25 protein-coding genes are annotated in these 25657 nt (G+C 63.9%); 18 read left to right on the top strand and 7 right to left on the bottom strand.

The window, feature by feature from the left end:
- Positions 1-42 precede the first annotated feature (42 nt).
- Positions 43-2352 (bottom strand): 5-methyltetrahydropteroyltriglutamate--homocysteine S-methyltransferase, encoded by a 2310-nt coding sequence (metE, locus tag BHD08_RS06585; protein ID WP_125021230.1) that lies wholly within the window; start codon positions 2350-2352, stop codon positions 43-45.
- Positions 2353-2512: 160 nt separating this feature from the next.
- On the opposite strand from metE, the gene BHD08_RS06580 reads away from it, so the two are divergent.
- Both BHD08_RS06580 and metR read left to right on the top strand, forming a co-directional pair.
- Positions 2513-3103: an exopolysaccharide biosynthesis protein gene (locus BHD08_RS06580; protein ID WP_125021229.1), complete on the top strand. Its 591-nt coding sequence runs from the start codon at positions 2513-2515 to the stop codon at positions 3101-3103.
- A gap of 155 nt (positions 3104-3258) precedes the next feature.
- Positions 3259-4185, top strand: a complete 927-nt coding sequence (gene metR / locus BHD08_RS06575) for a transcriptional regulator MetR (RefSeq protein WP_014821082.1) — start codon at positions 3259-3261, stop codon at positions 4183-4185.
- 8 nt (positions 4186-4193) lie between these two features.
- On the opposite strand, the gene BHD08_RS06570 is transcribed toward metR, so the two are convergent.
- The 3 genes from BHD08_RS06570 to BHD08_RS06560 form a co-directional block, all read right to left on the bottom strand.
- Positions 4194-5168, bottom strand: coding sequence for an SDR family oxidoreductase (locus tag BHD08_RS06570; RefSeq protein ID WP_015276313.1), 975 nt, complete (start codon positions 5166-5168; stop codon positions 4194-4196).
- Positions 5169-5248: 80 nt separating this feature from the next.
- Positions 5249-5704, bottom strand: a complete 456-nt coding sequence (locus tag BHD08_RS06565; RefSeq protein WP_125021228.1) for a VOC family protein — start codon at positions 5702-5704, stop codon at positions 5249-5251.
- A gap of 75 nt (positions 5705-5779) precedes the next feature.
- Positions 5780-6415, bottom strand: coding sequence for a LysE family translocator (locus BHD08_RS06560; RefSeq protein WP_125021227.1), 636 nt, complete (start codon positions 6413-6415; stop codon positions 5780-5782).
- A gap of 245 nt (positions 6416-6660) precedes the next feature.
- On the opposite strand from BHD08_RS06560, the gene BHD08_RS06555 reads away from it, so the two are divergent.
- The 11 genes from BHD08_RS06555 to BHD08_RS06505 all read left to right on the top strand — a co-directional run bounded on the left by BHD08_RS06555 (position 6661) and on the right by BHD08_RS06505 (position 15239).
- Positions 6661-7311 carry a response regulator transcription factor gene (locus BHD08_RS06555; RefSeq protein WP_125021226.1) on the top strand — a complete coding sequence of 217 codons (651 nt, stop codon included), beginning with the start codon at positions 6661-6663 and terminating at the stop codon, positions 7309-7311.
- Positions 7308-7691: a curli production assembly/transport protein CsgE gene (csgE, locus tag BHD08_RS06550; protein WP_015276309.1), complete on the top strand. Its 384-nt coding sequence runs from the start codon at positions 7308-7310 to the stop codon at positions 7689-7691. Before BHD08_RS06555 ends, csgE begins: the two co-directional genes overlap by 4 nt.
- Entirely contained in the window at positions 7688-8101 is a 414-nt protein-coding gene (locus tag BHD08_RS06545; RefSeq protein WP_015276308.1) for a curli assembly protein CsgF, read from the top strand. Before csgE ends, BHD08_RS06545 begins: the two co-directional genes overlap by 4 nt.
- A gap of 21 nt (positions 8102-8122) precedes the next feature.
- Positions 8123-8953: a CsgG/HfaB family protein gene (locus BHD08_RS06540; protein WP_125021225.1), complete on the top strand. Its 831-nt coding sequence runs from the start codon at positions 8123-8125 to the stop codon at positions 8951-8953.
- Positions 8954-9183: 230 nt separating this feature from the next.
- On the top strand, positions 9184-9681 hold the full coding sequence (locus tag BHD08_RS06535; protein WP_015276306.1) for a curlin associated repeat-containing protein: 498 nt from the start codon (positions 9184-9186) through the stop codon (positions 9679-9681).
- 47 nt (positions 9682-9728) lie between these two features.
- A complete protein-coding gene (locus BHD08_RS06530) occupies positions 9729-11015 on the top strand; it encodes a hypothetical protein (RefSeq protein ID WP_125021224.1) in 1287 nt (428 codons plus the stop codon).
- A 367-nt stretch (positions 11016-11382) separates the two neighbouring features.
- Positions 11383-12180, top strand: coding sequence for an outer membrane protein OmpK (locus BHD08_RS06525; protein ID WP_125021223.1), 798 nt, complete (start codon positions 11383-11385; stop codon positions 12178-12180).
- A gap of 260 nt (positions 12181-12440) precedes the next feature.
- Positions 12441-13112, top strand: coding sequence for a TetR/AcrR family transcriptional regulator (locus BHD08_RS06520; protein ID WP_125021222.1), 672 nt, complete (start codon positions 12441-12443; stop codon positions 13110-13112).
- Positions 13113-13116: 4 nt separating this feature from the next.
- The gene (locus BHD08_RS06515) at positions 13117-14076 is read left to right on the top strand and encodes a LysR family transcriptional regulator (protein ID WP_125021221.1); all 960 of its coding nucleotides are present in this window, start codon (positions 13117-13119) and stop codon (positions 14074-14076) included.
- Between the two features lie 56 nt (positions 14077-14132).
- On the top strand, positions 14133-14651 hold the full coding sequence (locus BHD08_RS06510) for a RimK/LysX family protein (RefSeq protein WP_125021220.1): 519 nt from the start codon (positions 14133-14135) through the stop codon (positions 14649-14651).
- A 135-nt stretch (positions 14652-14786) separates the two neighbouring features.
- Positions 14787-15239, top strand: coding sequence for a DUF305 domain-containing protein (locus BHD08_RS06505; protein ID WP_125021219.1), 453 nt, complete (start codon positions 14787-14789; stop codon positions 15237-15239).
- 3 nt (positions 15240-15242) lie between these two features.
- Here the strand turns inward: BHD08_RS06505 and BHD08_RS06500 are convergent, their stop codons facing one another.
- Together BHD08_RS06500 and BHD08_RS06495 are read right to left on the bottom strand one after the other, a co-directional pair.
- Positions 15243-16181: a class I SAM-dependent methyltransferase gene (locus BHD08_RS06500; RefSeq protein WP_125021218.1), complete on the bottom strand. Its 939-nt coding sequence runs from the start codon at positions 16179-16181 to the stop codon at positions 15243-15245.
- 62 nt (positions 16182-16243) lie between these two features.
- Positions 16244-17254: an NAD(P)-dependent alcohol dehydrogenase gene (locus BHD08_RS06495; RefSeq protein WP_125021217.1), complete on the bottom strand. Its 1011-nt coding sequence runs from the start codon at positions 17252-17254 to the stop codon at positions 16244-16246.
- Between the two features lie 253 nt (positions 17255-17507).
- Here BHD08_RS06495 and BHD08_RS06490 point away from each other — a divergent pair, with 253 nt between their 5' ends.
- Entirely contained in the window at positions 17508-19040 is a 1533-nt protein-coding gene (locus tag BHD08_RS06490; RefSeq protein ID WP_125021216.1) for a phosphate ABC transporter substrate-binding protein, read from the top strand.
- Between the two features lie 14 nt (positions 19041-19054).
- Here BHD08_RS06490 and BHD08_RS06485 read toward each other — a convergent pair whose 3' ends face one another.
- Positions 19055-20986, bottom strand: coding sequence for a sigma-54-dependent Fis family transcriptional regulator (locus BHD08_RS06485; protein WP_125021215.1), 1932 nt, complete (start codon positions 20984-20986; stop codon positions 19055-19057).
- Between the two features lie 396 nt (positions 20987-21382).
- Here BHD08_RS06485 and BHD08_RS06480 point away from each other — a divergent pair, with 396 nt between their 5' ends.
- From BHD08_RS06480 to BHD08_RS06465, 4 genes are read left to right on the top strand one after another with little or no spacing between them, the layout of a single operon-like run.
- Positions 21383-21886 carry a gluconate 2-dehydrogenase subunit 3 family protein gene (locus tag BHD08_RS06480; RefSeq protein ID WP_125021214.1) on the top strand — a complete coding sequence of 168 codons (504 nt, stop codon included), beginning with the start codon at positions 21383-21385 and terminating at the stop codon, positions 21884-21886.
- 49 nt (positions 21887-21935) lie between these two features.
- The gene (locus BHD08_RS06475) at positions 21936-23513 is read left to right on the top strand and encodes a GMC family oxidoreductase (protein WP_125021213.1); all 1578 of its coding nucleotides are present in this window, start codon (positions 21936-21938) and stop codon (positions 23511-23513) included.
- Between the two features lie 24 nt (positions 23514-23537).
- Entirely contained in the window at positions 23538-24527 is a 990-nt protein-coding gene (locus tag BHD08_RS06470; RefSeq protein ID WP_125021212.1) for a thiamine pyrophosphate-dependent dehydrogenase E1 component subunit alpha, read from the top strand.
- A gap of 49 nt (positions 24528-24576) precedes the next feature.
- Complete coding sequence (locus BHD08_RS06465; protein ID WP_125021493.1) at positions 24577-25647, top strand: 2,3-butanediol dehydrogenase; 1071 nt, start codon at positions 24577-24579, stop codon at positions 25645-25647.
- Positions 25648-25657: the final 10 nt, after the last annotated feature.

The raw sequence follows: 25657 nt of genomic DNA, 5'->3' as shown, positions 1-25657 counted from the left end.
ACGGCGCAGCGCCCGCACTGGAGCGCTGCGCCCGCGTCGACCTCAGGCGACCTTGGCGTTGCGCGACGCACGCAGCTGACGGGCCGCGGCCACCATGTTCACCAGCGCTGCCTCGGTCTCCGGCCAGGCGCGGGTCTTCAACCCGCAATCCGGATTGACCCAGAGCCGCTCGGCCGGGATGCGCTCGGCGGCCTTGTCCAGCAGCTGCACCATTTCTGCGGTGTCCGGAACGCGTGGCGAGTGGATGTCGTAGACCCCCGGGCCGATGTCATTGGGATAGTCGAAGGCGCGGAAGGCTTCGAGCAGCTCCATCTGCGAACGCGAGGTCTCGATGGTGATGACATCGGCATCCATCGCCGCGATGGACTCGATGACGTCGTTGAACTCGCTGTAGCACATGTGCGTGTGGATCTGCGTCTCGTCACGCACGCCGCTGGCACACAGACGGAACGCCTCGACCGCCCAGTCCAGATAGTGCTGCCACTGCGCGCGACGCAACGGCAAGCCCTCGCGGAACGCCGCCTCGTCGATCTGGATGATGCGGATGCCGGCGGCTTCCAGATCGCAGACCTCGTCGCGGATCGCCAGCGCCAGCTGCCGTGCCTGCACCTCACGCGACACGTCCTCGCGAGAGAACGACCACATCAGCATGGTCACCGGGCCGGTGAGCATGCCCTTCATCACGCGGTCGGTCTGCTGCTGGGCGTAGCGAATCCAGTCGACGGTCATCGGCTGCGGACGGCTGAGGTCGCCGTAGATCACCGCCGGTTTCACGCAACGCGAGCCATAGCTCTGCACCCAGCCGAAACGGGTAAAGGCATAGCCATCGAGCTGCTCGGCGAAGTACTCGACCATGTCGTTGCGCTCCGCTTCGCCATGCACCAGCACATCGAGACCGATCTGCTCCTGCACCGCCACCGCATGGCGGATCTCGGCCTGCATCGCCTCGGTGTAATCGCCAAGCGACAACCTGCCCTGCTTATAGGCCTGGCGCGCCAGGCGGATCGCCGGCGTCTGCGGGAACGAGCCAATGGTCGTGGTCGGGAACGCCGGCAGGTCGAGCCGCGCGCGCTGCTGTTCGATTCGCGCAGCGAACACCGACGTGCGCTGGCTGTCCTGCGGCTGGATTGCACTCAGGCGTGCCTGGACCTGTGGCTTGTGGATGCGCGGCGAGTGCTGACGTGCCGCCTGCACCGCACGGCTGCGCGCCAGCTCGACCACCACATCCTCATTCGTCGGCTCATTGATGGAACGGGCCAGCGTCGCCACTTCGGCGCACTTCTGCACGGCAAAGGCCAGCCAGCCTTTCAGTTCATGATCGAGCCGGTCTTCGCGCTCAAGGTCCACCGGGCTGTGCAGCAGCGAGCAGGAAGGCGCCAGCCAGAGGCGGTCACCCAGCCGCTCGGCGGCATGCCGCGCCACTTCCAGGGCCTTGTCCAGATCGCAGCGCCAGACGTTGCGCCCATTGACCAACCCCAGTGACAGCACCTTGTAGGTCGGCAACCAGTCGAGAATCAGCGGGTACTGCTCCGGCGCACGCACCAGATCGATATGCAGGCCATCCACCGGCAGCGCGGCGGCCAGGCTGAGGTTGTCTTCCAGTCCGCCAAAATAGGTGGCGACCAGCTTCTTCAGCGGGGCGCGCTGCAACAGGTTGTAGGCGCGCTCGAAGGCGTTCTTCCAGTCCTGCGGCAAGTCGAGAGCGAGGATCGGCTCGTCGATCTGCACCCACTCGATGCCCTGCGCCGCCAGCCGGTCGAGCACCTCACCATAGACCGGCAGGAGTCGCTCGAGCAGTTCCAGCTTGTTGAAGCCCTCGGCATCTTCGCCCTTGAGCTTACCCAACCAGAGATAGGTCAGCGGTCCGACCAGCACCGGCTTGATCGCGTGACCCAGCGCCTGCGCCTCCTCGACTTCCTCGAACAGTTGCGACCAGGACAGCTGGAACTGCTGATCGACGGTGAACTCCGGCACCAGGTAGTGATAGTTGGTATCGAACCACTTGGTCATCTCCTGTGCCTGGCCGCCACCGCAGCAGCTATTGGTCACGCCCCGGGCCATGGCGAACAGTGTGTCCAGCGTCGGTTGGCCATCGGCCGGGCGGAAGCGCTGCGGCACCACGCCGAACATCAGCGAATGCGTAAGAACCTGGTCATACCAGGCGAAGTCGCCCACCGGCAGCAACTGGATGCCAGCGTCGGCCTGGGCTTGCCAGTGTTGTGCACGCAGCTGACGACCAACCTGGAGCAACCCCAGCTCGTCCAGCTCACCCTTCCAATATGCCTCCAGGGCCTTCTTCAGCTCGCGGTCCGCACCAATGCGTGGAAAACCGAGGTTATGCGCTACAGCCATTTCTCACTCCGAATGTCGTTCTGCATGAATGGGCTGATTGTCCGCGCCATGATCACGTGAAACAAACTCACGTAATTACATTTGAAATATAGAAATATTCATGCAGGAGCATTTCGGTCAGACAGGCCTCTAACGAAGACCTCCTTTATCAGGCTCATTCATGAACCCGGATCAGCCACCGCAAAATCTCGAAAGCCTGCTGCAGCGTCTCGAACAGGCCGGCGAAGCCGACCAGCCGGTGAGTATCGAGTGCATGCTGCAAGCCACCGATGAGCGCAGCTTCGGTGCCCTGTTGCTGGTGCCAGGCTTGCTGGTGTTCTCGCCGCTGTCGGGAATTCCCGGATTGCCCAGCGTGTTCGCGGTGATGGTTTCACTGATCGCGATTCAGCTGCTGATCGGGCGCAAGCACTTCTGGCTACCCAAATGGCTGCTGCGGCGTAGCACCTCGCGCAGCAAGTACGACAAGGCCATAGCCTTTCTGCATCACATCGCTGGCTTCGTCGACCGCCTGCTCAAGCGGCGGCTGACCTTCCTTACCAACGGCCTGGCGAATCGCTTGAATGCCGTGCTGTGCCTGGCAATCGCGGCCACCATGCCGCCGCTGGAGCTGATCCCGTTCGGCAACTCCACTGCCGGTGCGGCATTGAGCGTGCTCGGGCTGGGCATGATGGCCCGCGACGGCGCGATGATCGTCGCTGCGCTGCTGTTCTTCTTTGGCCTGGCCTATATGGTTTCGCGGCTCTGGTTCTAGAAGGGACCAGGCACCAACGCATAGCGGCGACTCGACAGCATCGGGATGCTAAGACACACTTGCGGCAGATGAGCGTTGCTCATTTGCATATCCATTCCGGGGCGCCGCGCCTGTCATTCAGCTGCGCAACGTCCCGCTTCGCAAGGTAGTTCGGCATGCTGGAAATTCGTCACCTGAAGACGCTTCATGCACTTCGGGAAACCGACAGTCTCGTTGAAGCCGCCGAACGCCTGCACCTGACGCAATCGGCGCTGTCGCATCAATTCAAGGAACTGGAAGAACGCCTCGGCCTGCAGCTGTTCGTGCGCAAGACCCGCCCGGTACGCTTCACCAGCGCGGGCCTGCGTCTGCTGCAACTGGCGGATCTGATGCTGCCGCAGCTACGCAGCGCGGAGCGTGATCTTGCACGGCTGGCTGGTGGCACAGCCGGGCGGCTGCACATGGCGATCGAATGCCACAGCTGCTTCCAGTGGCTGATGCCGACCATCGACCAGTTCCGCGATGCCTGGCCCGAAGTCGAGCTGGATCTGGCCTCGGGTTTCTCCTTCGCCCCGCTGCCAGCCCTGGCGCGCGGTGATCTGGATCTGGTGGTCACCTCCGATCCACTGGAGCTGCCTGGCATCACCTATGTGCCGCTGTTCACCTACGAGGCGCTGCTGGCGGTGGCGAACCAGCATGCACTCGCCGCGCGGCCGTATATCCGCCCGGAAGATCTGGCCAGTGAAACGCTGATCACCTACCCCATCGAACGCGACCGCCTGGATATCTTCACCCGGTTCCTCGAACCCGCCGACATCGAGCCGGCGCAGGTGCGCACCTCGGAACTCACGGTGATGATGATGCAGCTGGTGGCATCCGGGCGCGGTGTCTGCTCACTGCCGAACTGGGCACTGCACGAGTACAGCTCGCGCGGCTACGTCACCGCCAAACGGCTGGGCGACAAGGGGCTGTTCGCCACGCTGTACGCCGGCATCCGCGCCGACATGCTCGATTCACCTTTCATGCGCGACTTCCTGCTGACGGCCAAGGACACCTCCTTCGCCACGCTCGAAGGTGTCAGTGCCGCGCCGAAGGTGCGCTGACAGCGCGCTCAGCGGCGCCGCGCCAGGCGCACGCCAAGGCCGATCAATCCCACAGCGATGCCGCCAATCAATAGCCAGCGCTTGTCATCGTCCGGTGAAGAGCGCCAACCACCGTCGATGCGCCGCTGGCCCAGCGGCGGATGAAAGAGATTGCCTGACGAAGGCGCGACCCGCTGCGCACGACCGAGGGCGAAACCGGTCAGCAGGCCATTGAGGCGATCGAAGCCAGGCGTGAGGAAATGCGCCAGCCGCAGCAATGTCGCGGTCGCCCCGACCGAGGTGGTATGCCGCGGGTGCAGCGCCAGGCTGACCATCGCGTTCGCCACGTCGCGGGGATCGAGCAACGGTGGCGGTGGCTGCAGCGAGCGCCCAGCATAGTTACCGCCGTCACGAAAACCGGGGGTATCGACAATACCGGGGTACACATCGCAGATATGAATGCCCGGCCAGGCACCCAGCTCGCCACGCAGCGCCTGGGAAAGGCCGCGCAGGCCAAACTTGCTAGCCGAATAGGCCGCCGCGAACGGTTGCGCCACCCAGCTGCCGACCGACAGCGTATTGATCAACACACCGCTCTGCTGCTGCTTGAAATACGGCAGCACGACATGGGCGCCGCGCAGGTAGCCGAGCAGATCGGTCTGCACCACCTGCTCGTGAGCGTCCAGGGGCGTCTCGTCGAACGCGCCGACCGCACCGATGCCGGCATTGTTGATCCACACATCGATGCGCCCCTGCCCGAACTCCGCCGCGGCGCTGGCCAGCGCTTCGACCTCGTCGCTGTGGGTAACGTCGGTGGGCACAACCAGAACCTCGCCGCCAAGCGCGCGGCATTCATCGGCGGTTTCCGCCAACGCCTCGGCGTCGCGAGCGGCAAGCACCAGCCGCGCGCCCTGACGGGCAAACGCCTGCGCCGCCGCGCGGCCAATGCCGCTCGAAGCGCCGGTGAGTACCACCAGGGCGCCGTAGAGATTTCCGTGGGCCATCGTCGTTCCTCCTCAGTCTGCTGTCGTAGTTAAGGTGACAGCGACAACGGCGAGATCATTCCCCCCGATGGTCGGCGCGCTCAGGCCTGGGCGACCGTCCCGGCGGCCTCGTCAGCCCAGGGATCGTAGGTACCGAAGCTCCACAGATGCCCTTCGATATCGCGGCAGGTGAAACCGCGACCGCCGTAATCTTCGTCCTTGAGCTCGACGACGATCTGCGCCCCGGCGGCCTTGGCCTGGGCGTAGAGCGCATCGGCGCTGTTGACGATCACATAGATGCCCTGGGTCGACGCGCCACCGATTTCATCGGGCTGGCGTAGCTGACGACCATATTCGGAATCCACTACCGGCCCGACCATCAGCATGCCGTTGCCAAAGGCAAGTTGCGCGTGGGTGATGCCGACCTGCTCGTCGCGGTACTGGCGCTGGCACTCGAAACCAAAGGCGTGACGAAGCCAGTCGATGGCCTTGGCCACGTCGCGATAGCGCAGGCAGGGGATCAGGCTGGCCGAGGTGTTCTTGCTCTGCTGTGACATACGCAGCTCCCATCATGGACGGCCGGTTGCCGGCCCTCCCCTGTTGAGAGCCGCGCAGAGCGGATCAAATTCCCTTCAGATGCGCTCGCTCAACCCCAGACGGATGCCAAGCGCGATGAGCACCGAGCCCAGCGCCCGGTCGAGCCACTGGCTGACGGCCGGGTTGTTGCGCAGCGTCTGCGTGGCACGCGCCGCCAGCAAAACCAACGCGCTTTCGACAATGATCGCCACCACGACCACCAGCACACCGAGCACCAGCAACTGCAGCGCCACCGCACCATGCTCGGGACGAACGAACTGCGGCAGGAACGCCATAAAGAAGATCGCCGCCTTGGGATTGAGCAGATCGACCAGCACACCCTGGCGATAGGCCTTCCAGGCGGACACTCGCGGCGCTGCCTTGAGGGCCGGCGCCGTCCCGCTACCGGCCGAGCGCAGCGCCTGATAGCCGAGATACAGCAGATAGGCAGCCCCCACGTACTTGACCGCCGTAAAGGCGAGCGCCGAGGTGGCAAGAATGGCCGAGATGCCCAACGCGGCGAACGCCACGTGCACCAGTGCCCCGCTGCATACACCGCATGCGGAAATGATGCCGATGCGGCGGCCGCCGCTCAGCGTTCGCGAAATCACGTAGAGCAGATCCGGCCCGGGCGAAAGATTCAGTGCCAGCGCGGCCGAAAAGAACACCAGCCAGAAAAGCGGATCACCCATTTGCCAATCTCCTTGTCCATAGGCCGCATGAGCGGCTTCCGTTCAGAACACAGACTGTAGGAGCAACGCTGAGGCGCGGCCAGCAGAACTTCCCAATCACGCTTCGTCGGCAATCTGACACCAAATTCATCTTTTGACTTTTTTTTGTCGCATAGCTGAACTACTTTCAAGTGCGCTCCGTAACGCACCACTGTCGAGTACGACAAATCACGGATTCCCACCCACATTCAGCAAAGGACATGCGAATGAACGATCACGCTGTGTCGGCTTTCCAGCCCGCCCAACCTCGCGTAATGCTGCTTTCCGCCAGCAGACTTCTCCACAGCACACTGCGCCAGCACCTCCACGACGGCCCCGACTGCACGCTCGTCCACATGACCGCCCCACGACCGGAACAGGCGGATGCTGCGTTGATCCTGCTCGACGTCGCCAGCTTCGACCGCGACGAATCCATCCATCTGCTGCGGCAGGTCGGCGACGCTCCGGTAGCGCTGATCAACGCCCAGCCGGATCAGGCGCGGCGATTGGTCGAAACGCACCCATGGATCCGCGGCGTGTTCTACCGCGCAACCCCACGCAACATCTTCGTGCGCGGCGTCCAGGCCATGCTTGCGGGGGGTGACTGGCTGCCCAGGCAGCTGATGGAAACGCTGCTGTGCCGCTACCGTCAGCTCAGCAACTCGCATCAGGTGATCGACGAACTGACGCTGCGGGAAAAGCAGATCCTCGCCCTCGCCGGGCAAGGCCTGTCCAACGCAGCCATCGGTGAAAAGCTGCACCTGAGCATCCACACCATCAAGAGCCACGTGCACAACGCGCTGCGCAAGCTCGGCGCCAGTAATCGCGCGCAGGGGGCATCACTGGTGCTGGCCCACGTCGGCGAGGCGGTGTCGTGAAACGCACCGCCGGACTGCTTCTGCTGCTGTTGGGTCTGAGCGCCCACGGCGACGAAGCCGAGCTGCAGGGGTTCATCACCGACAACACCATCTCCCGCTCCGGACACGAATTCTACGTGCGCTTCTGCGAACGCCTGAACGACATCAGCGGCCTGGACTTCAACCTTGCGGTCAAGGAAAGGCCCTCGGCGCGCTGGGGGGTTCTGGTCTGGGTCGAGCACGAGAACCAGACGCTGTATCGGCGCTTCCTGCAGCCCAACGTGGCGGACATGAAGGAGCCGGCCTACGAGGCGGCCGACTTCGTGGTGGAGGAGATCAATCGGCGCAAGATCGAAGCGCTGTTCGAAGACAACATAGACATGGCCAAGGACGAGTTATGAAACAGCACACCCGCAAGACTCTCGGCGCGCTGCTCGGCAGCCTGCTGCTCAGTGCCGGCGCCAGCGCCACCGAACTGGTCTACACCCCGATCAATCCATCCTTCGGCGGCAGCCCGCTCAACGGTGCCTGGCTGCTGGGCAACGCGCAGGCGCAGAACAGCAAGAAGGACCCGGACGCGCTGGATCGCTCCTCGCTGCTGGGCAACCAGTCGACACTGGATCGCTTCACCAGCCAACTCGAATCACGCCTGTTGAATGATCTGCTCAACGACGCAAGAGACGGCAAGACCGGCGCGATAACCACCGACGACTTCTTCGTACGCGTCTACAACGGCGACGCCGGCATGCTGATCGTCGAAATCACCGACCGGCTCACCGGCGAAATGTCCGAAATCATCATCGGCAAATGACCCCAAGGAGAAACAAAGGCCATGAGAAGCCTATTCGTAGCCATAGGGATGATGGCTGTACTGCAGGGTTGCGCCGTACGCGAACCCATGTCTGCCGATCAGCATCCACCAACTCTCACCCCGCGCACCTCGACCTATCAGGATCTGCTCGCGCTGCCACGCCCGAAAGGTCCGCTGGTGGCCGCGGTGTACGGTTTTCGCGACCAGACCGGCCAGTACAAGCCGACACCGGCCAGCTCATTCTCCACCGCCGTGACCCAGGGCGCAGCCAGCATGCTGGTCGATGCCATGCAGGCCAGCGGCTGGTTCGTGGTGCTCGAACGCGAAGGCCTGCAGAACGTGCTGACCGAACGCAAGATCATCCGCGCCTCCCAGGCCAAGCCGGATGTCGCGCCTAACATCCAGTCCGAGCTGCCCTCGCTGCTGGCGGCGAACATCATCATGGAAGGCGCCATCGTCGCCTACGAGACCAACGTGCGCAGTGGCGGCCAGGGGGCGCGCTACCTTGGTATCGGCCTGTCCCAGGAATACCGCGTCGATCAGGTCACGGTGAACCTGCGGGCCATCGATGTGCGCAGTGGCCGGGTGCTGTCGAACGTGATGACCACCAAGACGATTTTCTCTATCGGCCGTAGCGCCAACGTCTACAAGTTCATCGAGTTCAAGGAGCTGCTCGAAGCCGAAGCCGGTTACACCACCAACGAGCCGGCGCAGCTCTGCGTGCTTTCGGCGATCGAGGCCGCCGTGGCACACCTGATCGCTCAGGGCGTCGATCGGCGCCTTTGGCAAACAGCCGAAGGCCACGGCAGCGAGCACCCGGAGCTGAGCAAGTACCTGAGCAGGCTGAACTGACCCAACTCGTCGGTGCAACGCCGACGAGGCTTCATACCGCACAACCATCCAACCAAAGGTCCGTCGAACGGCCGTCGGCGGTTCCGCCCGGCGGCTGACCGCGCGGCCGCTGTCGTCGCGAACTTGCCTGCATCGCACCAGATCGCAGCACTTTCAATCATTGGATGGATGTTCGCCGTCCCGATTGAGGGCAAGTATGTCGACACATGAGCTTAATCAGGAACGGACCCATGACCCGCTCGCAACGGATTGCGTATGAGCTGCTGCTACCCGTAATTCTGCTACTGGCTTCCTGCAGTTACGCCGAAAGCGCCCCCCTTTCCGACCTCGCCCCCACCGAATTGTCCGGCATAAGCAGGGACCTTTCCGTGCTCGGCCAGAACGCGGTCAGCGCTCAGGGCGCGATGGCAGTCGTTCAGCAGTCCGGCCAGGACATGGCCGGCCGCATCGTGCAAAGAGGTGCGGAGCTGGAGGCATACATCATCCAGAGCGGCTACGCCAATAGCGCATCCATCGAGCAGATCGGCCTAGGCAATGCCGCGCTGATCAGCCAGTACGGCTTCGACAACGACGCCCACATCGAACAATTCGGCGCGGACAACCGCGCCGCCATCGCACAGCAGGGCTCGAGCAATCGCGCCCTCATCGAACAGACCGGCAGCGGGCACAGCAGCAATGTCAGCCAGAGCGGCCGAGGTCTGACGGTAGTGGTTCGCCAGTACCGCTAATCCCAGGGAAATACCGCTGTACTTAAAACATCCATGGAGTGACAAAAATGTTTAAGTTCAAACCTCTTGTAGCAGCCATTCTGACTGTCGCCACTGCCCAGGCTTTCGCGGCCAACAACACCTCGGAGCAGAACCAGCTGGGCATCAACAACGTCGCAGAAGTGCTGCAAAGTGGCGGTTCGGGCAACCTGGCCCAGCAGGGCCAGAGCGGCTTCGCCAACAATGCGCTGATTGAGCAGCACGGCGCGCGGGACACCACCGCAGCGCAGTCTCAGGCAGGCAACTTCAACGTCGCCAACTCGCACCAGAGCACCACCGTGATGACCGGCTCGACGCAGAACCAGCGCGGCTGGGGCAACGATGCGCTGGTAGAACAGGACAACACCTACAAGACCGGCGCCTCGCAGACCCAGAATGGCATCCGGAACGTCGCCGAAACCTTCCAGACCGTCACGACGATGACCAACGCCACCACCAACCAGACCGGTAAGGACAACTACGGCCTGATCACCCAAACTGCCAGCTACGGCAGCCAGGCCACGTTGACCCAGAACGGCGACCTGAACAATGGCAGCATCACCCAAGCCGCCAGCATGACCGACCGCGCAACCATCGATCAGCAGGGCACCGACAACGACGCGCACATCACGCAACTCGCCAGCAGCGGTTCCATTGCCGAAGTTGAACAGTTCGGCTGGCGCAACGACGCCATGGTTTCGCAGACCGGCCTGAAGCACGAGGCTTACGTCATGTCCGACGGCAGCTACAACACTGTCGAGGTGAACCAGACCGGCAACGCGCAGAACGCATTCGTCCTGCAGAACGGCACCGGTAACGACTCCAGCATCGTGCAGACCAATGGCTGGTTCGGCGGCAACAATACCGCCACCACCGAGCAATTCGGTACTGGCAACGAAGCCGACGTTTACCAGAACGGCCGCAACCAGACCGCCAAGACCATTCAGGAAGGCCACTACAACGTTGCGTCCGTCGACCAGCAGGGCCGCGGCAATCACCTGCACTTCCATCAGGACGGCACTGGCAACGAGCTGAACGCTGTGCAGAACGGCACCGATAACGAAATCATCGGGGTCAGCTATGGCTGGGCCAACAGCAGCGATATCGAACAGAACGGCCGTGACAACCTGGCGACTGTCCGCCAGGAAGGTTCGCTGAACGACGTGATGCTGAGCCAGAGCGGCGCCGATCACCTGATAAAAGTGACTCAACACGGCGTCGGCAACGAGGCGATCGCCAGCCAGGCAGGCTATGGCAACGCCGCCTACATCACCCAGAACGGCCTGAACAACAGCGCCCTGGTCACCCAGCACTAAGCTTCTTCGCTCCACCGACTGCCGGCCACGTGCCGGCAGTTGCGTTTTTGCATTGCCATCTGCTTACCGGCCGTTGCCGGCCCGCGCACCGTTTCGGTGGCGAGCCTGGCAATCAGCCATCCACCGCGCCCCAAACTGAAGCAAGCTGACGCATCGGTCAGATCCCCTAGATCTGTGCTTCGGCGTTCGTCGTCGCAAAACGCAGTCCCCCAACACTAAAGCCGATAAATAACTCGCCTTAAATCAATCAGTTAAGTTGAACCTACAGACTCACCCGCGTATTGGCGCGGCGCTTGCTATGGGACCAAAGCCTGACCGCTTGGACAACTTAGAAGCTCATTCAAATGCCAATACGGAGACACACTCAATGAAGCGCAGCCTGACCACCGCAGCCCTCGCGGCCGGGTTCATCCTCAGCAGCCAAGCCATGGCCAGCCCCATGCTCTGGCAGAACAACAGCCTGACCTACCTTTATGGCAAGAACTTCGCTGTCGACTCCGCAGGCGGCAAGGAAGGCGATATCCAGCAAACCATCACCTTCGAACATGCCAGCGGCTGGACCTGGGGCGACATGTTCCTGTTCGTCGATAACAAGTGGTACAACGGCATCTCCGGCAGCGATGGCCACACCTACTACGGTGAATTCAGCCCGCGCCTGTCGCTGGGCAAGACAACTGGCGCCGATCTCTCCTTTGGCCCGATCAAGGATGTGCTCATAGCGGCGACCTACGAACGTGGCGAAGGTCGCAATCGCAACTATCTGCTCGGCCCGGCGGTTGACCTCGCCATCCCCGGCTTCGATCGCTTCGCGCTGAACACCTACTACCGCAAGCCCGACGGTATCACCGGCAAACCGAGCGGCCAGTGGCAGATCACCCCGACCTGGGCCATGACCTTCCCGGTGGGCAAGTCGGACATTCTCTTCGACGGCTATATCGACTGGGTCGTCAACGACAAGAAGAACGGCAACACCGAGCTGAAGAAGAACTTCCACTTCAACCCGCAGGTCAAGTACGACCTCGGCAAGGCTCTGGATTACACCCCCGGCAAGTTGTATGTCGGTATCGAATACGACTACTGGTCGAACAAATACGGCATCGAGGACAGCGACAACTTCAACACCGACAACAACGTCACCAACTTCATCGTCAAAGCGCATTTCTGATGTCCTCGCCGCCCGCACGCCGGGCGGCGCTTCCCGCGACCTGCCCACCAAACGCATCCACGCAAGCGCAACGACTGCAACGATCAGTGAATCTCGTGCAGAATCAGCCTGCTTCGGCAATCACCCTGCGGCGACTCGACGGCCCAGCCACCGGCTCTGCGTCCACCGCACGACCACCCCGAAGACGCCATCATCAACCCAGCATCGGCTTGTCCCACCCAGGGAGCAGGCCAACCGCCAGCGCGCCAACGGACAGGACCATGGACAAGAACAACGCACCGCAGCCGCTCTACACCGCCCACGGCAAACCCGCTGGCCGCATTCGCCAGAAGAACGAGGAAACCATCCTCGCCGCGGCCGCCGAGGAGTTCGCCCGTTACGGCTTCAAGGGCACCAGCATGAACGCCATCGCCAACCGCGCCGGCCTGCCCAAGGCCAACGTGCATTACTACTTCAACAGCAAGCTGGGGCTGTACGTGGAGGTGATGCGGCACATCCTCGAACTCTGGGACACCGCTTTCGATGACATGACCGTCGACGACGACCCGGCCATCGCCCTGGCCGACTACATCCGCATCAAGATGGAATTCTCGCGCCGCCATCCGCAAGCCTCGAAGATCTTCGCCATGGAGGTCATCAGCGGCTGCGAATGCCTGTCCGAACACTTCAACCAGGACTATCGCAACTGGTTCCGCGGCCGCGCCGCGGTGTTCGACGCCTGGATCGCCGCTGGCAAGATGGACCCGGTCGACCCGATGCATCTGATCTTTCTGATCTGGAGCGGCACCCAGCATTACGCCGATTTCTCCGACCAGATCCGCCGTATCAACGGCAAGCGCATGACCCGCGCAGACTTCGCCCATGCCAGCGACAACCTGATCGCCATCATCCTCAAGGGCTGCGGGCTCAAGCCACCTGCCGTGGAGCGCTGAACGCTTGGCCAGCAAACTGCGCATCCACTCGCCGGCCATCCATTACTTCGACATGGTGCGCCGCTGCCAGTCGATCCGCGAGGCTTCGCGGCGGCTGAACGTTGCCTCGTCGGCGGTGAACCGACAGATCCTCAAGCTCGAGGACGAAATCGGCACCCCGCTGTTCGAACGTCTGCCCGGCGGACTGCGGCTGACCGCCGCTGGCGAGATCTTCGCCCGCCACGTCATCGTCGTACTGCAGGACGCCGAGCGCGTGCGCTCCGAGCTGGACGCACTACAGGGTCTGCGCACCGGCCATGTGGAAATCGCCACGGTATCCGGCGTCACCACCGACCTGCTGCCCGGCGTGCTGGAGCAGCTGCGCGAGCGCTATCCGCGGGTCACCGTAGGCGTCACCAGCCTTGGCTCGCAGGCGATTCCCGAGGCTGTCATCAGCGGCCAGGCGGATATCGGCCTGGCCTTTGCCCTGCCGCGCACCACAGATCTTCAGCAGTTGGGCGTCGGGCATTTCCGCCTCGGCGCCATCGTGCATCCCGCACACCCGCTGGCCGAACGAAGCGAGGTGAGCTTCGCCACCTGCGCCGAATACCCGCTGATCCTCGCCAAGAGCGACCTGTCCATCCATCACCTGCTGGCACCGCTGCTCGCGCGTACCCGTCCACGGCACAAGGCACCACTGGAAACCAGTTCGGTAGAGCTGGCCCTGCAGATGGCCAAGCGAGGCGCCGGCGTTGCCTTCCAGACACGCATCGGCATCGAGGCCGAACTGGCCAGCGGTACGCTCGTGCATGTGCCATTGAATGACAGCGGCTCGGTATTCAGTGACCTCGGCGTCTACGTGCGCAGCTCACGCTATCTGCCGGTCGCGGTGGATGCCTTCGTTCGCGCGCTTGCCGAAGAAATCGCCACCCGCGAAGCAGCGCAGGATGCCGACCTGCCCGCCACGATGCCGAAGCGACGCTGAACGTCCGCCGCGGATATCGCTCTATTGAGCGAACCCAACGCTCAGGAGCGTCATTGATGGCATCACGTCTGCTCGCCTTACCGGCCGCCTTGCTACTTTCACTGACCACCCTCCCATCGCTTGCGGCAGAAGGCACCCCGCTGGGCTGGGTGGAGCGCGGCCTGATTCTTCCTGAACAGGTCACGGTGAAGTTCAAGCTCGACACCGGCGCCCTGACGTCGTCCATGCACGCCGAGGACGTCGACTACTTCGAGAAGGATGGCGACAAGTGGGTGCGCTTCGACCTCGACCTCAAGGACGTTGAGCACGACAAGCTGGTCAAGTCGCGCATCGAGCGCAAACTGCAGCGTGAGTTGACCGTGCGTGGCGCCGGCGGCAAGGAAGACCGGCCGGTGGTGCTGATGAAGGTCTGCGTCGGTGATCGCCTGCTCGAAGAGGAGTTCTCGCTTCGCGACCGCGACGAGATGAACTACCCCGTCCTGCTCGGCCGCCGCACCCTGGAAAAGCTCGGCCCGGTGGATTCGGCGCGCACCTTTACCATCGAGCCCAACTGCTCCGAGCTGGCCAATCGCTGAAAGACACTGGTTAGGCGGGCAGACGTAACAGCCTTGCGGGTGGCCTGGTCCTTGGGAAACCGCGGAGACTCGCTACGGTCGAGATGACCAAGGGGTTGGCCGTTGTCGCCCCAATGTCACCGCAGGAGCCCGCCTATGCAGCCCTACGCCAAATTCGGCGCAATGATTGCCACCTCGACGCTGGTCATGTTCGGTCTGATGTACCTGAACGTGTTCCAGATCGACCACATCCTGTTCAGCGAAACCCGCGCCTACATGGCGCTGGTCATGGGCGCGAGCATGGCGATCGTCATGCTCGCGTTCATGCTGAAGATGTATCCGCGACGTGGCGTGAACATCGCCATCTTCGCCGGCAGCGCGCTGGTGTTCGTAGTGTCGTTGTGGCTGGTGCGCAGCCAGGCGACGGTGGACCAGGTGTCGTGGATGAAGGCGATGATTCCTCACCACTCCATCGCCATCCTCACCAGCGAGCGGGCCGATCTCCAAGACCCAAGGGTACGCGAGCTAGCGGACAGCATCATCGAGGCGCAACGCAGGGAAATCGACGAGATGAAAGCGCTGATCAACGAGTTGGAAGCTAGCCGATAACGGTCAACCCATCACGAACAGCAACGCCTTGAGCCCGCTCTCGGAGCTGATGTCGGGAAACTCCGGCGGGTTTTCCAGGCGCTGCTCGAAGCGCAGCTGCGGCGCCTCGGCAGCCATACCCTGGATCAGGAAGTCCGCGCCGATATCCGGGTCGTTCACACAGGCCAGCACCTGGCCGCCGGCATTCAGCAGTTCCGGCAGCTTGCGCAGGATCTTCTGGTAATCGCGGGTCAGGGCGAAGCTGCCCTTCTGGAAGGACGGCGGGTCGATGATGATCAGGTCATAGGGCCCGAGCCTGCGCACCTTGCCCCAGGACTTGAACAGCTCGTGGCCGAGAAAGCTCACCCGGCTGAGATCGTGCTCATTCAGACGATGATTCTCCCGTCCACGGGTCAACGCCGCGCTCGCCATGTCCAGATTCACCACATGCTCGGCGCCACCAGCGATAGCCGCGACGGAGAACCCGCAGGTGTAGGCGAACAGGTTGAGCACCCGCTTGCCCTGCGCCTTTTTCTGCACCCAGCGTCGGCCGTAGCGCATGTCGAGAAACAGGCCGTTGTTCTGCTTGCGCCCGAGATCGAGCTTGTAGCGCAGGCCGTTCTCGCTGATCTGCCATTCGGCGGGCACATCGCCCAGCAACGCTTCGGTCGGCGCATCCGGCAGATAGCGATGCTGCAGCAGCAAGCGCTGCGCCTGGCTCTGCTGCCAGGCCGGGGATTCGGTCAGCGCCATGAGCATCTGCTCTAGCGCCGCCCGTTCCGCCTCGCCGGGATCACGGAACAGCGCCACCAGCACCACACCCTGCAGCCAGTCGACGGTGAGTTGTTCGAGCCCCGGATAGCAGCGGCCGCGGCCGTGAAACAACCGCCGCGTCTCGTCGGGCACGTTGGCCAACGCGTCGAGCAGGTGATCTTGCAGGGTGGAGAGGTGTTCGGGCGTCATGGGCGGGCATCGTCGGCAGCGTGGCCGCGCATTCTAAACGCAGCCGCCGCCGACGCCAGGCTTCAGATATCCAGGCAGATCTTGCCGAAGTGCTGGTTGGTTTCCTGGTAGCGGAACGCCTCGACGATATCGTCCACGGCGAAGTGCTTGTCGATCACCGGGCGGATGCCGTTGGCGTCGATGGCGCGGATCATGTCCTGCTGCTGAGCGCGACTGCCGACCAGCACACCCTGCAGACGCAGCTGGCGCACCAGCGCCGGTACCAGCGGCAGCTCGCCGGCAACGCCAGTGAGAATGCCGATCACCGAGATATGCCCGCCGATGCGCGCCGCGACCATCGATTGCTCCAGCGTTGCCGGCCCACCGACTTCGATCACATGGTCGACCCCGCGGCCATCGGTGAGCTGACGCACCGTCTCACCCCAGGCTGGCGTGCTGCGGTAGTTGATCAGGTGATCGGCGCCCATCTCGCGCAGGCGCTCAAGCTTGGCGTCGCTGGACGAGGTGGCGATAACCGTGGCACCGGCCATCTTGGCGAACTGCAGAGCAAAGATGGAAACGCCGCCGGTGCCCTGGATCAGCACGCTGTCGCCGGGCTTGAGCTTGCCGTCGGCCATCAGCGCACGCCAGGCAGTGAGGCCGGCGGTGGTCAGGGTTGACGCCTCGGCATGGCTGTAACCCTTGGGTGCATGGGTGAACGAGGTGGCGCGGGCGGTGACCATTTCCCGTGCGTAACCATCGACGCCATCGCCCGGCACCGTGGCGAAACCTTCGATCAGCGGCTCACCGGCCAGCCAGTCGGGGAAGAAGGTGCTGACCACCGCATCGCCGACCGCAAATTCGGTCACGCCTGCGCCCACCGCCACCACTTCACCGGCACCATCGGCCATGGGAATGCGCGGCTCGCTCGGCCCCCACATGCCGCTGACCACCGCGAAGTCGTGATAGTTGAGCGAGTTCGCGCGCAGGCGCACGGTGATCTCGCCGGCCTCCGGCCTGGCGGCCTCGCTGCTGCCAACGATGACCCGGTCGTAGCCGCCACCGGGCTGCACGAATATGGCTTTATGGCTCATGGCGTTCTCCTCTGCTAATGGAATGACCTGCATGGGAGCGGACGGCAACGACATCGTTCGACCTGCCAAAGCCTGCTGCGCATCGCTGCACGAGCGCCGCTCGAATGCGCGACAGCATAGCCAATCCGCCATCGACGTGGCTGCCGCGAACTTACGTCCTTTAGTACCGTCGAAAGCGCGTCCGCCAATACCTACGGCTCGCTTGCAACCTGCCGTACACGATGATCCAGTGCCGTCCCGGAACCGCAATCTCATGCTCGAGCTTCGCCATCGCCCCCAACAGCTGACTACTCCACGTCTGCGCACAGCCATCGCCGTAGCCCTGCTGACCATCACCGCGCCTGCCCTGGCCGCCCTGTCGGACAGCGAAATGGCTGCCCGCGACGCCGAGAACAAGCGCCTGACCGCTGAGCTCATGGCCAAGCCGAACGAGCTGACGCAGCCGCTGCAGAGCAAGTACAACCACGTCATCACCTATGGCCAGTCGCTGGCATCGGCGGCCGAAGGCTGGCCGGCGCTGTCCGTCGCGCCGCGTTACGACAACCTGATGCTCGGCGATTCGCCGCGATCGGCCGCCTTCAGCGGTGCAACGTTCAAACCGGTCGGTGGCGCCGCGTTCACACCGCTGCGCGCCGTGGTGCAGCAGAAGAGCAATGCGGCGGTGCTGCTCGACGCGGAAAAGGTCGCCAAACTCGACCCGAAGGCGCAGGAAGAAGGCGAATCTGTGGAAGTCGGCGCGCTGAACATGGCGCGGCGGCTGTATCTGCATCACCTGGGCCGAGACACCGACCCCGATCACCTGCTCGTCGCCAGCAACGCGTCGACCTCCGGCCGCTCCGTCGCACAGCTGTCGAAAAGCGGCGGCACCAACGAGTATCGCCGTGTGACCCAGGCCGTCGACCAGGCCAAGGCACTGGCCGACGCGCAGCAGGCCAGTTACAGCATCAGCGCGTTCTTCTGGCTGCAGGGCGAGTTCGACTATTCCCACACCAACGGCGGCAAGAACGACAAGGATTACTACAAGGCCAAACTGCGCCAGCTGCGCGACGACCTCTACGCCGACACCGCCAAGGCCATCGCCGGGCAGGAAAAGATGCCCGCCTTCTTCAGCTACCAGACCGACGCCAAGTCCTCGGTCAAGGACGGCTCGCTGGCCATCGGCATGGCGCAGTGGGAACTGGCCCAGGAAGAACCCGGCTGGTACCTGGTCGGGCCGGTCTACCCCTACACCGACAAGGGCGTGCACCTGTCGTCGAACGGCTATCGCTGGTTCGGCCAGATGCTCGGCAAGGTCTACCATCACGTCGTCGTCGAGCGTAAAGGCTGGACCCCACTCGCACCGCGCCAGGCCACGCTGAACGGCCGCGATGTACTGATCGACTTCTACGTGCCGCACCCGCCCCTGGCGTTCGACCAGCCCTACATCGGCCACCAGGCGCGCGATGTGAAGGACAAGGGTTTCGTGCTGCGTGACGACCAGGGCGAAGTGCCCATCGACGCTGTCGACATCGTCGCCGATACCATCGTGCGCCTGCGCGCCGGTCGCGACCTCAGCGGCCAGCCACGCATCAGCTACGCCAGCCACCAGGTCGGCGGCGCCGGCCAGCTACGCGACAGCGACCCGATGCGCGCCGACGCCACCTACGAATACCTCCCCGACCTCATGCCTGCCGAAGCCAACATCAAGGCACTGGTGCACCAGCCCTACCCGCTGCACAACTGGAGCATCGCCTTCGATATCGCCGCTGAAAAAGGCACGCCGCCACACCAGCCGGTCAGCGAGTAACACCACGGCGCCGGTCACACCGGCGCTTCGATCCCCAGCACGCGCATGCGCCGGTACACCGTCGGGCGCGACACGCCAAGCTCCCGCGCGACGGCGCTGACGTTCCAGCGATGCCGCCGCAGCTGCTCGCGCAGAGCCGTCGCAGACTCGGGTTCGACCGCGGCGGCCGACTGACGACAGCGCGCCAGAATCGGTGGCAGGCATTCGTCCGGCAGATCCTGCACGGTGATCTCGTCACCCTCACAGGTCGCCAGCGCGTACTGCAGTACGTTGCGCAGCTCGCGGATGTTGCCCGGCCAGGGATAGGCCAGCAGCGCACTCATGGCATCGCCACGCAGGTGCGGATTGCCCGGCCGGCCCTCGGCGAGTTCGGCGAACACCCGCTCGATGAGAAAGCCCTTGTCGGCGCGCTCGCGCAGCGGCGGCAGCTTCAGCGAGGCGCCGTTCAGGCGGTAGAACAGGTCCTCGCGAAACGCCCCGCTTTCGACCATCTGCCGCAGGTCGCGGTGACTGGCGGCCACCACGCGGATATCTACCTTCACCGGTTTCTCGGCACCCAGCGGCATCACTTCCTGCTCGGCCAGCACCCGTAACAGCCGGGTCTGCAAGTGCAGCGGCATGTCGCCGATTTCATCGAGGAACAGCGTGCCGCCGTCGGCCTGCTGGATCAGACCGCGCATGCCCTTGCTGCGCGCGCCGGTAAAAGTGCCGGGGGCGTAGCCGAACAGCTCGCTTTCGATCAGCGACTCGGGCATCGCGCCGCAGTTGATCGCCACGAAGGGTTTGCTGCGCCGGCAGCCACTCTCATGCAGCGCCTTGGCCAGGCGTTCCTTGCCGGTCCCGGTCTCGCCATTGAGCAGCACGTTCAGCGGCTCGCTGCACAGGCGTCTGGCGCGCGCCAGCATCTTGCGCATCACCGGGTCGTCGTCAGCCAGCGCATCGAGCGCGGAATGCCCGCCGGGCGCGCTGCGTTCGGCCGGCTCCGGCGCACGGCGACGCGGCTCCATCAAGGCGGCGAAGAACAGCTGGTGGCGATGGGTGCGAAAGGCGCGGACCTGGTCATGACTGGCGTAGGGAATGCTCAGCACATCGCCCAGCTCGCAATCGAACAGCTGATCGATGCGCGCCTGCGCCGGGGTGCCAAAGGGGCCCGGCATCATCAGCCCGTGTTCGGCCAGCAGACCCCGAGCGGCGGTATTGCCGGCGAGCAGCTCGCCATCGTCTCCCAGTGCCAGCAGGTAGCGGCGGTTGATCAGGACAAACTCGCGGGAGCCGTCGAAACAGAGGATCGGCCGCTCGCGGTAGACGCGCATGAAATAGGCATCCTCGATCATCCGCGCGTACTGCTTGACCAGCTGCAGGGCAAAGGTCTGGGAATCCTTGGTCGGTGGCGAATGCAGCGCGGAGATATCCAGCACCGCCAGCAACTGGCCGTGCGGGTTGAACATGGGCACGGCGGTACAGGTGAGGTTGGTGTGCCAGACGCTGAAGTGATCGTGCTGGTGACAGGTGAGCGCCTGCTGTTCCTTGATGCAGGTGCCGACTGCGCAGGTGCCGGCGTGGTCTTCGCCCCAGTCCGAACCGAGGAACAGGCCGGTCTTGCGGTGCGCCTTTTCGTCTGCCGGGTCGCCGAGAAATTGCACGGCGATGCCGCGGTTGTCGGTCAGCAGGATCACGTAACCCAGCTCGGCGATCTGCCGGTACAGCTGCTCGACCCCGGCGCGGGCGACATTGATCAGCTCGTCGGCCTGATCCTGATGCTCGCGCAGCACCTGCCGCGGGACGAAACGGGCCTCGGCAGGTCGCGCCGGGTCCAGGCCGTAGTCGTGCACGCAGCGGCGCCAGGAGCGCGCGATGATCGGGTCGCGATCACCGGGCAGGTGCGGCGCATTGGCCAGCGATAGCACCGCGTCGATATGGCTGACCGGACCGGATAGCAGATTCATGCCTCCTCCTCGAAGCGCTCGCGCCAGACTGACGCGGGCTACTCCAGCGAAACGCTTTATTGTTATTGCAATAAACGAAGGATAAACCATTGAACCGCACAGACCAGCCTGAACTTTAGAAGCACTTTGCCTGCACATATTGTTTCTCGCAGCACTGTAAAGCGCTTTACAGCCCTTTACAGGTGTAACGTTCAAAGCGCTTTACACATTAAACAAAGCAGCACCATCAAGTTACCTAAAAACCATATGCATCAATCACTTATCCAAAGATAAAGCCACAACTAAAAGTTGGCATGACACCTGCTCCTACTGTTTTGCGGAACAAACTCTTCGCATAACAAGATCGCCAGCATTCCGATCACCACGGAACTGCCGGTAATAATCAGGAGCCATGTCATGCACGATTCAGCTCGCCCGCAGGGCACGCTAAACCGGCGACGCTTTCTTTCCATTTCCGGCCAGTCCTTGCTGGCACTCAGCCTGTCGCAACTGATCCCGGTGAACCTGCTCGCCGAGGAACGCCTGCCAGACCTGCCCGATGGCCTGCTGCGCATGGGCCGCGACGTCTTTCCCCACGATTTCATCAGCGATCGCCACTACGTACAGCCCTTGCTCGGCCTGATGGACGAGCAGCCCGCGCTGGTCGCTCGCGGCCTGGACGACCTGCAGCAGCAGGCGCGCCAGGCCCATGGCTCGCCATTCGAACAACTCGACGAGGCCGAGCGGGTGGCCCTGCTGACCGACATCGAGAACACCCCCTTCTTCAAGGCCGTGCGCAGCAGCCTGATGTTCGGCCTGTACGACAACAAGGCGCTGTTCCCGCTGTTCGGCTACGAGGGTTCGTCCTGGGAGTACGGCGGCTACGTCAACCGCGGCTTCAACGATCTGAACTGGCTCTGAGCACCCCGCCCACGCGGGATAACAACAAGAACAAGATGAGGAATACCCCATGGCAACTTTTGCCCAGGATGACGATGGCGTCGTGGTGATCATCGGCTCCGGTGCCGGCGGCGGGACGCTCGCCAACGCGCTGGCCAAGCAGAAGATTCGCAGCGTGGTGCTGGAAGCCGGCAAGCGCCACTCGCTGGAGGACATCGAGAACGACGAGTGGGCGATGTTCAAGAAGATCTCCTGGCTCGACAAACGCCAGGCCGCCGGTGGCTGGCACCTGACCGAAAACAATCCGACCCTGCCCGCCTGGATCGTCAAGGGCGTTGGCGGCAGCACGGTGCACTGGGCCGGCATCGCCCTGCGCTTTCGTGACTTCGAATTCAGGATGCAGAGCATCAACGGCGACATCGCCGGCGCGAACCTGCTCGACTGGCCGGTGACGCTGGAGGAAATGGCGCCCTGGTACGAAAAAGCCGAAAAGCACATGGGCGTGACCGGGCCGAGCACCGGCATGGCCTATCACCCGTGGCACAACTCCTTCAAGGTGCTGGCCACCGGCGCCAAGCGGGTCGGCTACAAGGAGATCCTCTCCGGGCCGATGGCGATCAACACCGAGCCCTACGACGAGCGCGCCGCCTGCCAGCAGCTCGGCTTCTGCATGCAGGGCTGCAAGATGGGGGCGAAGTGGTCGACGCTCTACACCGACATCCCCCGCGCCGAAGCCAGCGGCTACTGCGAAGTACGCCCGCAGTCGATGGTCCTGCGCATCGAGCATGACGCCAAGGGCCGCGCCAATGCCGTGGTCTACGCCGATGCCAGCGGCGCCATCCAGCGGCAGAAGGCCCGGGTGGTCTGCGTGGCGGGCAATTCCATCGAGTCGCCGCGGCTGTTGCTCAACTCCGCCTCGGCAATGTTCCCCGACGGGCTGGCCAACTCCTCCGGCCAGGTCGGGCGCAACTACATGACCCACACCACCGCCGGCATCTTCGCGGTGATGCCCAAGCCGGTGAACATGCACCGCGGCACCACCTGCGCCGGGGTGATCTCCGACGAGTCCTACAACGATCCGTCGCGCGGCTTCGTCGGTGGCTACCGGCTGGAAATCCTCGCCCTCGGCCTGCCCTTCCTCTCCGCGTTCCTCGACCCGACACCCAAGGGCTGGGGCAAGCAGTTCACCTCGCGGATGGAAAAGTACAACCACATGTCCGGCGTCTGGCTGTGCGGCGAAGACCTGCCGCTGGAGAACAACCGCATCACCCTGCATGACAGCGAGAAGGATCAGTACGGCCTGCCGATTCCGGTGGTGACCAAGAGCGACCACCCGATGGATGCCGCCATGCGCAAGCACGGCGTTGCCGCCACCGCCAGGTGCTACGAGGCCGCCGGTGCCACCGACATCATCGAGCTGCCGCCCTACCCCGCCAGCCACAACATGGGCACCAACCGCATGAGCGCGAAGGCCCGTGACGGCGTGGTGAACAAGTGGGGCCAGAGCCATGACATCCCCAACCTGTTCGTCTCCGATGGCAGCCAGTTCACCACCAGCGGCGGCCAGAACCCCACCCTCACCATCGTCGCGCTGGCCCTGCGCCAGGCCGAGCAGATCGGCCGTCTGCTCAACGAACGCGCGATCTGACCATTACCTCAAGGGAGTCCACCCATGACCCAGCCCAACAACTCGCAGCGCCTGTGGATGTACGAGCAGATGCTGACCAGCCGCTACATGGAGGAATCCATCGAGCGCATCTACATGGAAGGCAAGACGCCGGTGTTCAACATGGCCAAGGGGCCGATTCCCGGCGAGATGCACCTTTCCAACGGCCAGGAACCCTGCGCGGTAGGCGTCTGTGCGCACCTCGAGGCCGCAGACATCGTCACCGCCACCCACCGCCCGCACCACATCGCCGTGGCCAAGGGCGTCGACCTCAACGAAATGATGGCCGAGATCTTCGGCAAGGCCACCGGCCTGTCCGGCGGCCGCGGCGGCCACATGCACCTGTTCGATGGCCGGGTGAATTTCTCCTGCTCGGGGATCATCGCCGAGGGCATGGGCCCGGCCGTGGGTGCGGCGCTGTCGCGGCAGATGCAGGGCAAGCCCGGTGTGGCCGTGTCCTTTATCGGCGAGGGCGCGGCCAACCAGGGCGCCTTCCACGAAACGCTGAACCTCGCGGCGCTGTGGCAGCTGCCGGTGGTGTTCGTCATCGAGGACAACGCCTGGGGCATCTCGGTGGCCAAGGCCAGCGCCACCTGCATCGCGCAGCACCACGTACGCGCCGCGGCCTACGGCATGCCCGGTGTGTTCGTCGAGAACAACGACCCGGACGGCGTGTTCCGCGCCGCCGGGGAAGCCATCGAGCGCGCCCGCGCCGGGGGCGGCCCGACCCTGATCGAGATCGAGACCTACCGGCTGGCCGGCCACTTCATGGGCGATGGCGAAACCTACCGCCCCGAGGGCGAGAAGGACGGCCTGATGAAAAAGGACCCGATTCCCGGCTACCGCCAGCGCCTGATCGACGAAGGCGTGATGACGGAGGCCCAGGCCGAGGACATCGCGGCGCGTGCCCGCGGGCGCATCGATGAAGCCGTGCAGTTCGCCCGCGAAAGCCCGTACCCGCGGCCGGAAGAAGCGCTGGAACAGGTCTTCGTGTGAGCCCATCCGAAAACAACAAGAGGAACGCCCGATGAACAGCCAAGCCACCATGACCGCCGCCGTCTGGCACGGTCGCAAGGACATCCGCCTGGAACAGGTGCCACTGCCCGGCGCGCCGCAACCGGGCTGGGTACAGATTCGCGTGCACTGGTGCGGCATCTGCGGTTCCGACCTGCACGAATACCTCGCCGGCCCGGTGTTCATTCCGGTGGATGCGCCGCACCCGCTCACCGGCATCAAGGGCCAGTGCATCCTCGGCCACGAGTTCTGCGGCGAGATCGTCGCCACCGGTGAAGGTGTCGAAGGCTACGCACCGGGCGACAAGGTCGCCGCCGATGCCTGCCAGCATTGCGGTCAGTGCCGCTTCTGCAAGACCGGCCAGTACAATCTCTGCGAACAGCTGGCCTTCACCGGCTTGATGAACAACGGCGCCTTCGCCGAATTCGTCAACGTGCCGGCCGAACTGCTCTACCGCCTGCCCGAAGGCTTTCCGCTGGAGGCCGGTGCGCTGATCGAGCCGCTGGCCGTCGGCATGCACGCGGTGAAGAAGGCCGGCAGCCTGCTCGGCGAAACGGTGGTGGTGGTCGGCGCCGGCACCATCGGCCTGTGCACCATCATGTGCGCCAAGGCTGCGGGCGCCGGCCAGGTGATCGCCCTGGAGATGTCCGCCGCACGCAAGGCCAAGGCGCTGGAAGTCGGTGCCAACCGGGTCATCGACCCTAGCGAGTGCGACGCCATCGCCGAAATCAAGGCGCTCACCGGCGGCTACGGTGCCGGCGTCTCCTTCGAGTGCATCGGCCACAAGGCCACCGCCAAGCTCGCCATCGACGTGATCCGCAAGGCCGGGCGTTGCGTGATGGTCGGCATCTTCGAGGAACCCTCGGAATTCAACTTCTTCGAGATCGTCGCCACTGAAAAACAGGTGATCGGCTCGCTCGCCTATGCCGGCGAATTCGCCGATGTCATCGCCCTGATCGACGACGGGCGCATCGACGTCACCCCGCTGATCACCGGCCGCATCGGCCTGGACAACATCCTCGAACAGGGCTTCGAGGAGCTGGCCAACCACAAGGACCGCAACGTCAAGATCATCGTCAGTCCCGGCGCGCTGGCCGGCTGAGCAGGAGAAC

The sequence above is a fragment of the Pseudomonas sp. SCT genome, from assembly GCF_003864275.1.
In the GTDB taxonomy this organism is placed as follows: Bacteria; Pseudomonadota; Gammaproteobacteria; order Pseudomonadales; family Pseudomonadaceae; genus Stutzerimonas; species Stutzerimonas stutzeri_AE.
This window is presented reverse-complemented; position numbering and strand designations above follow the sequence as displayed.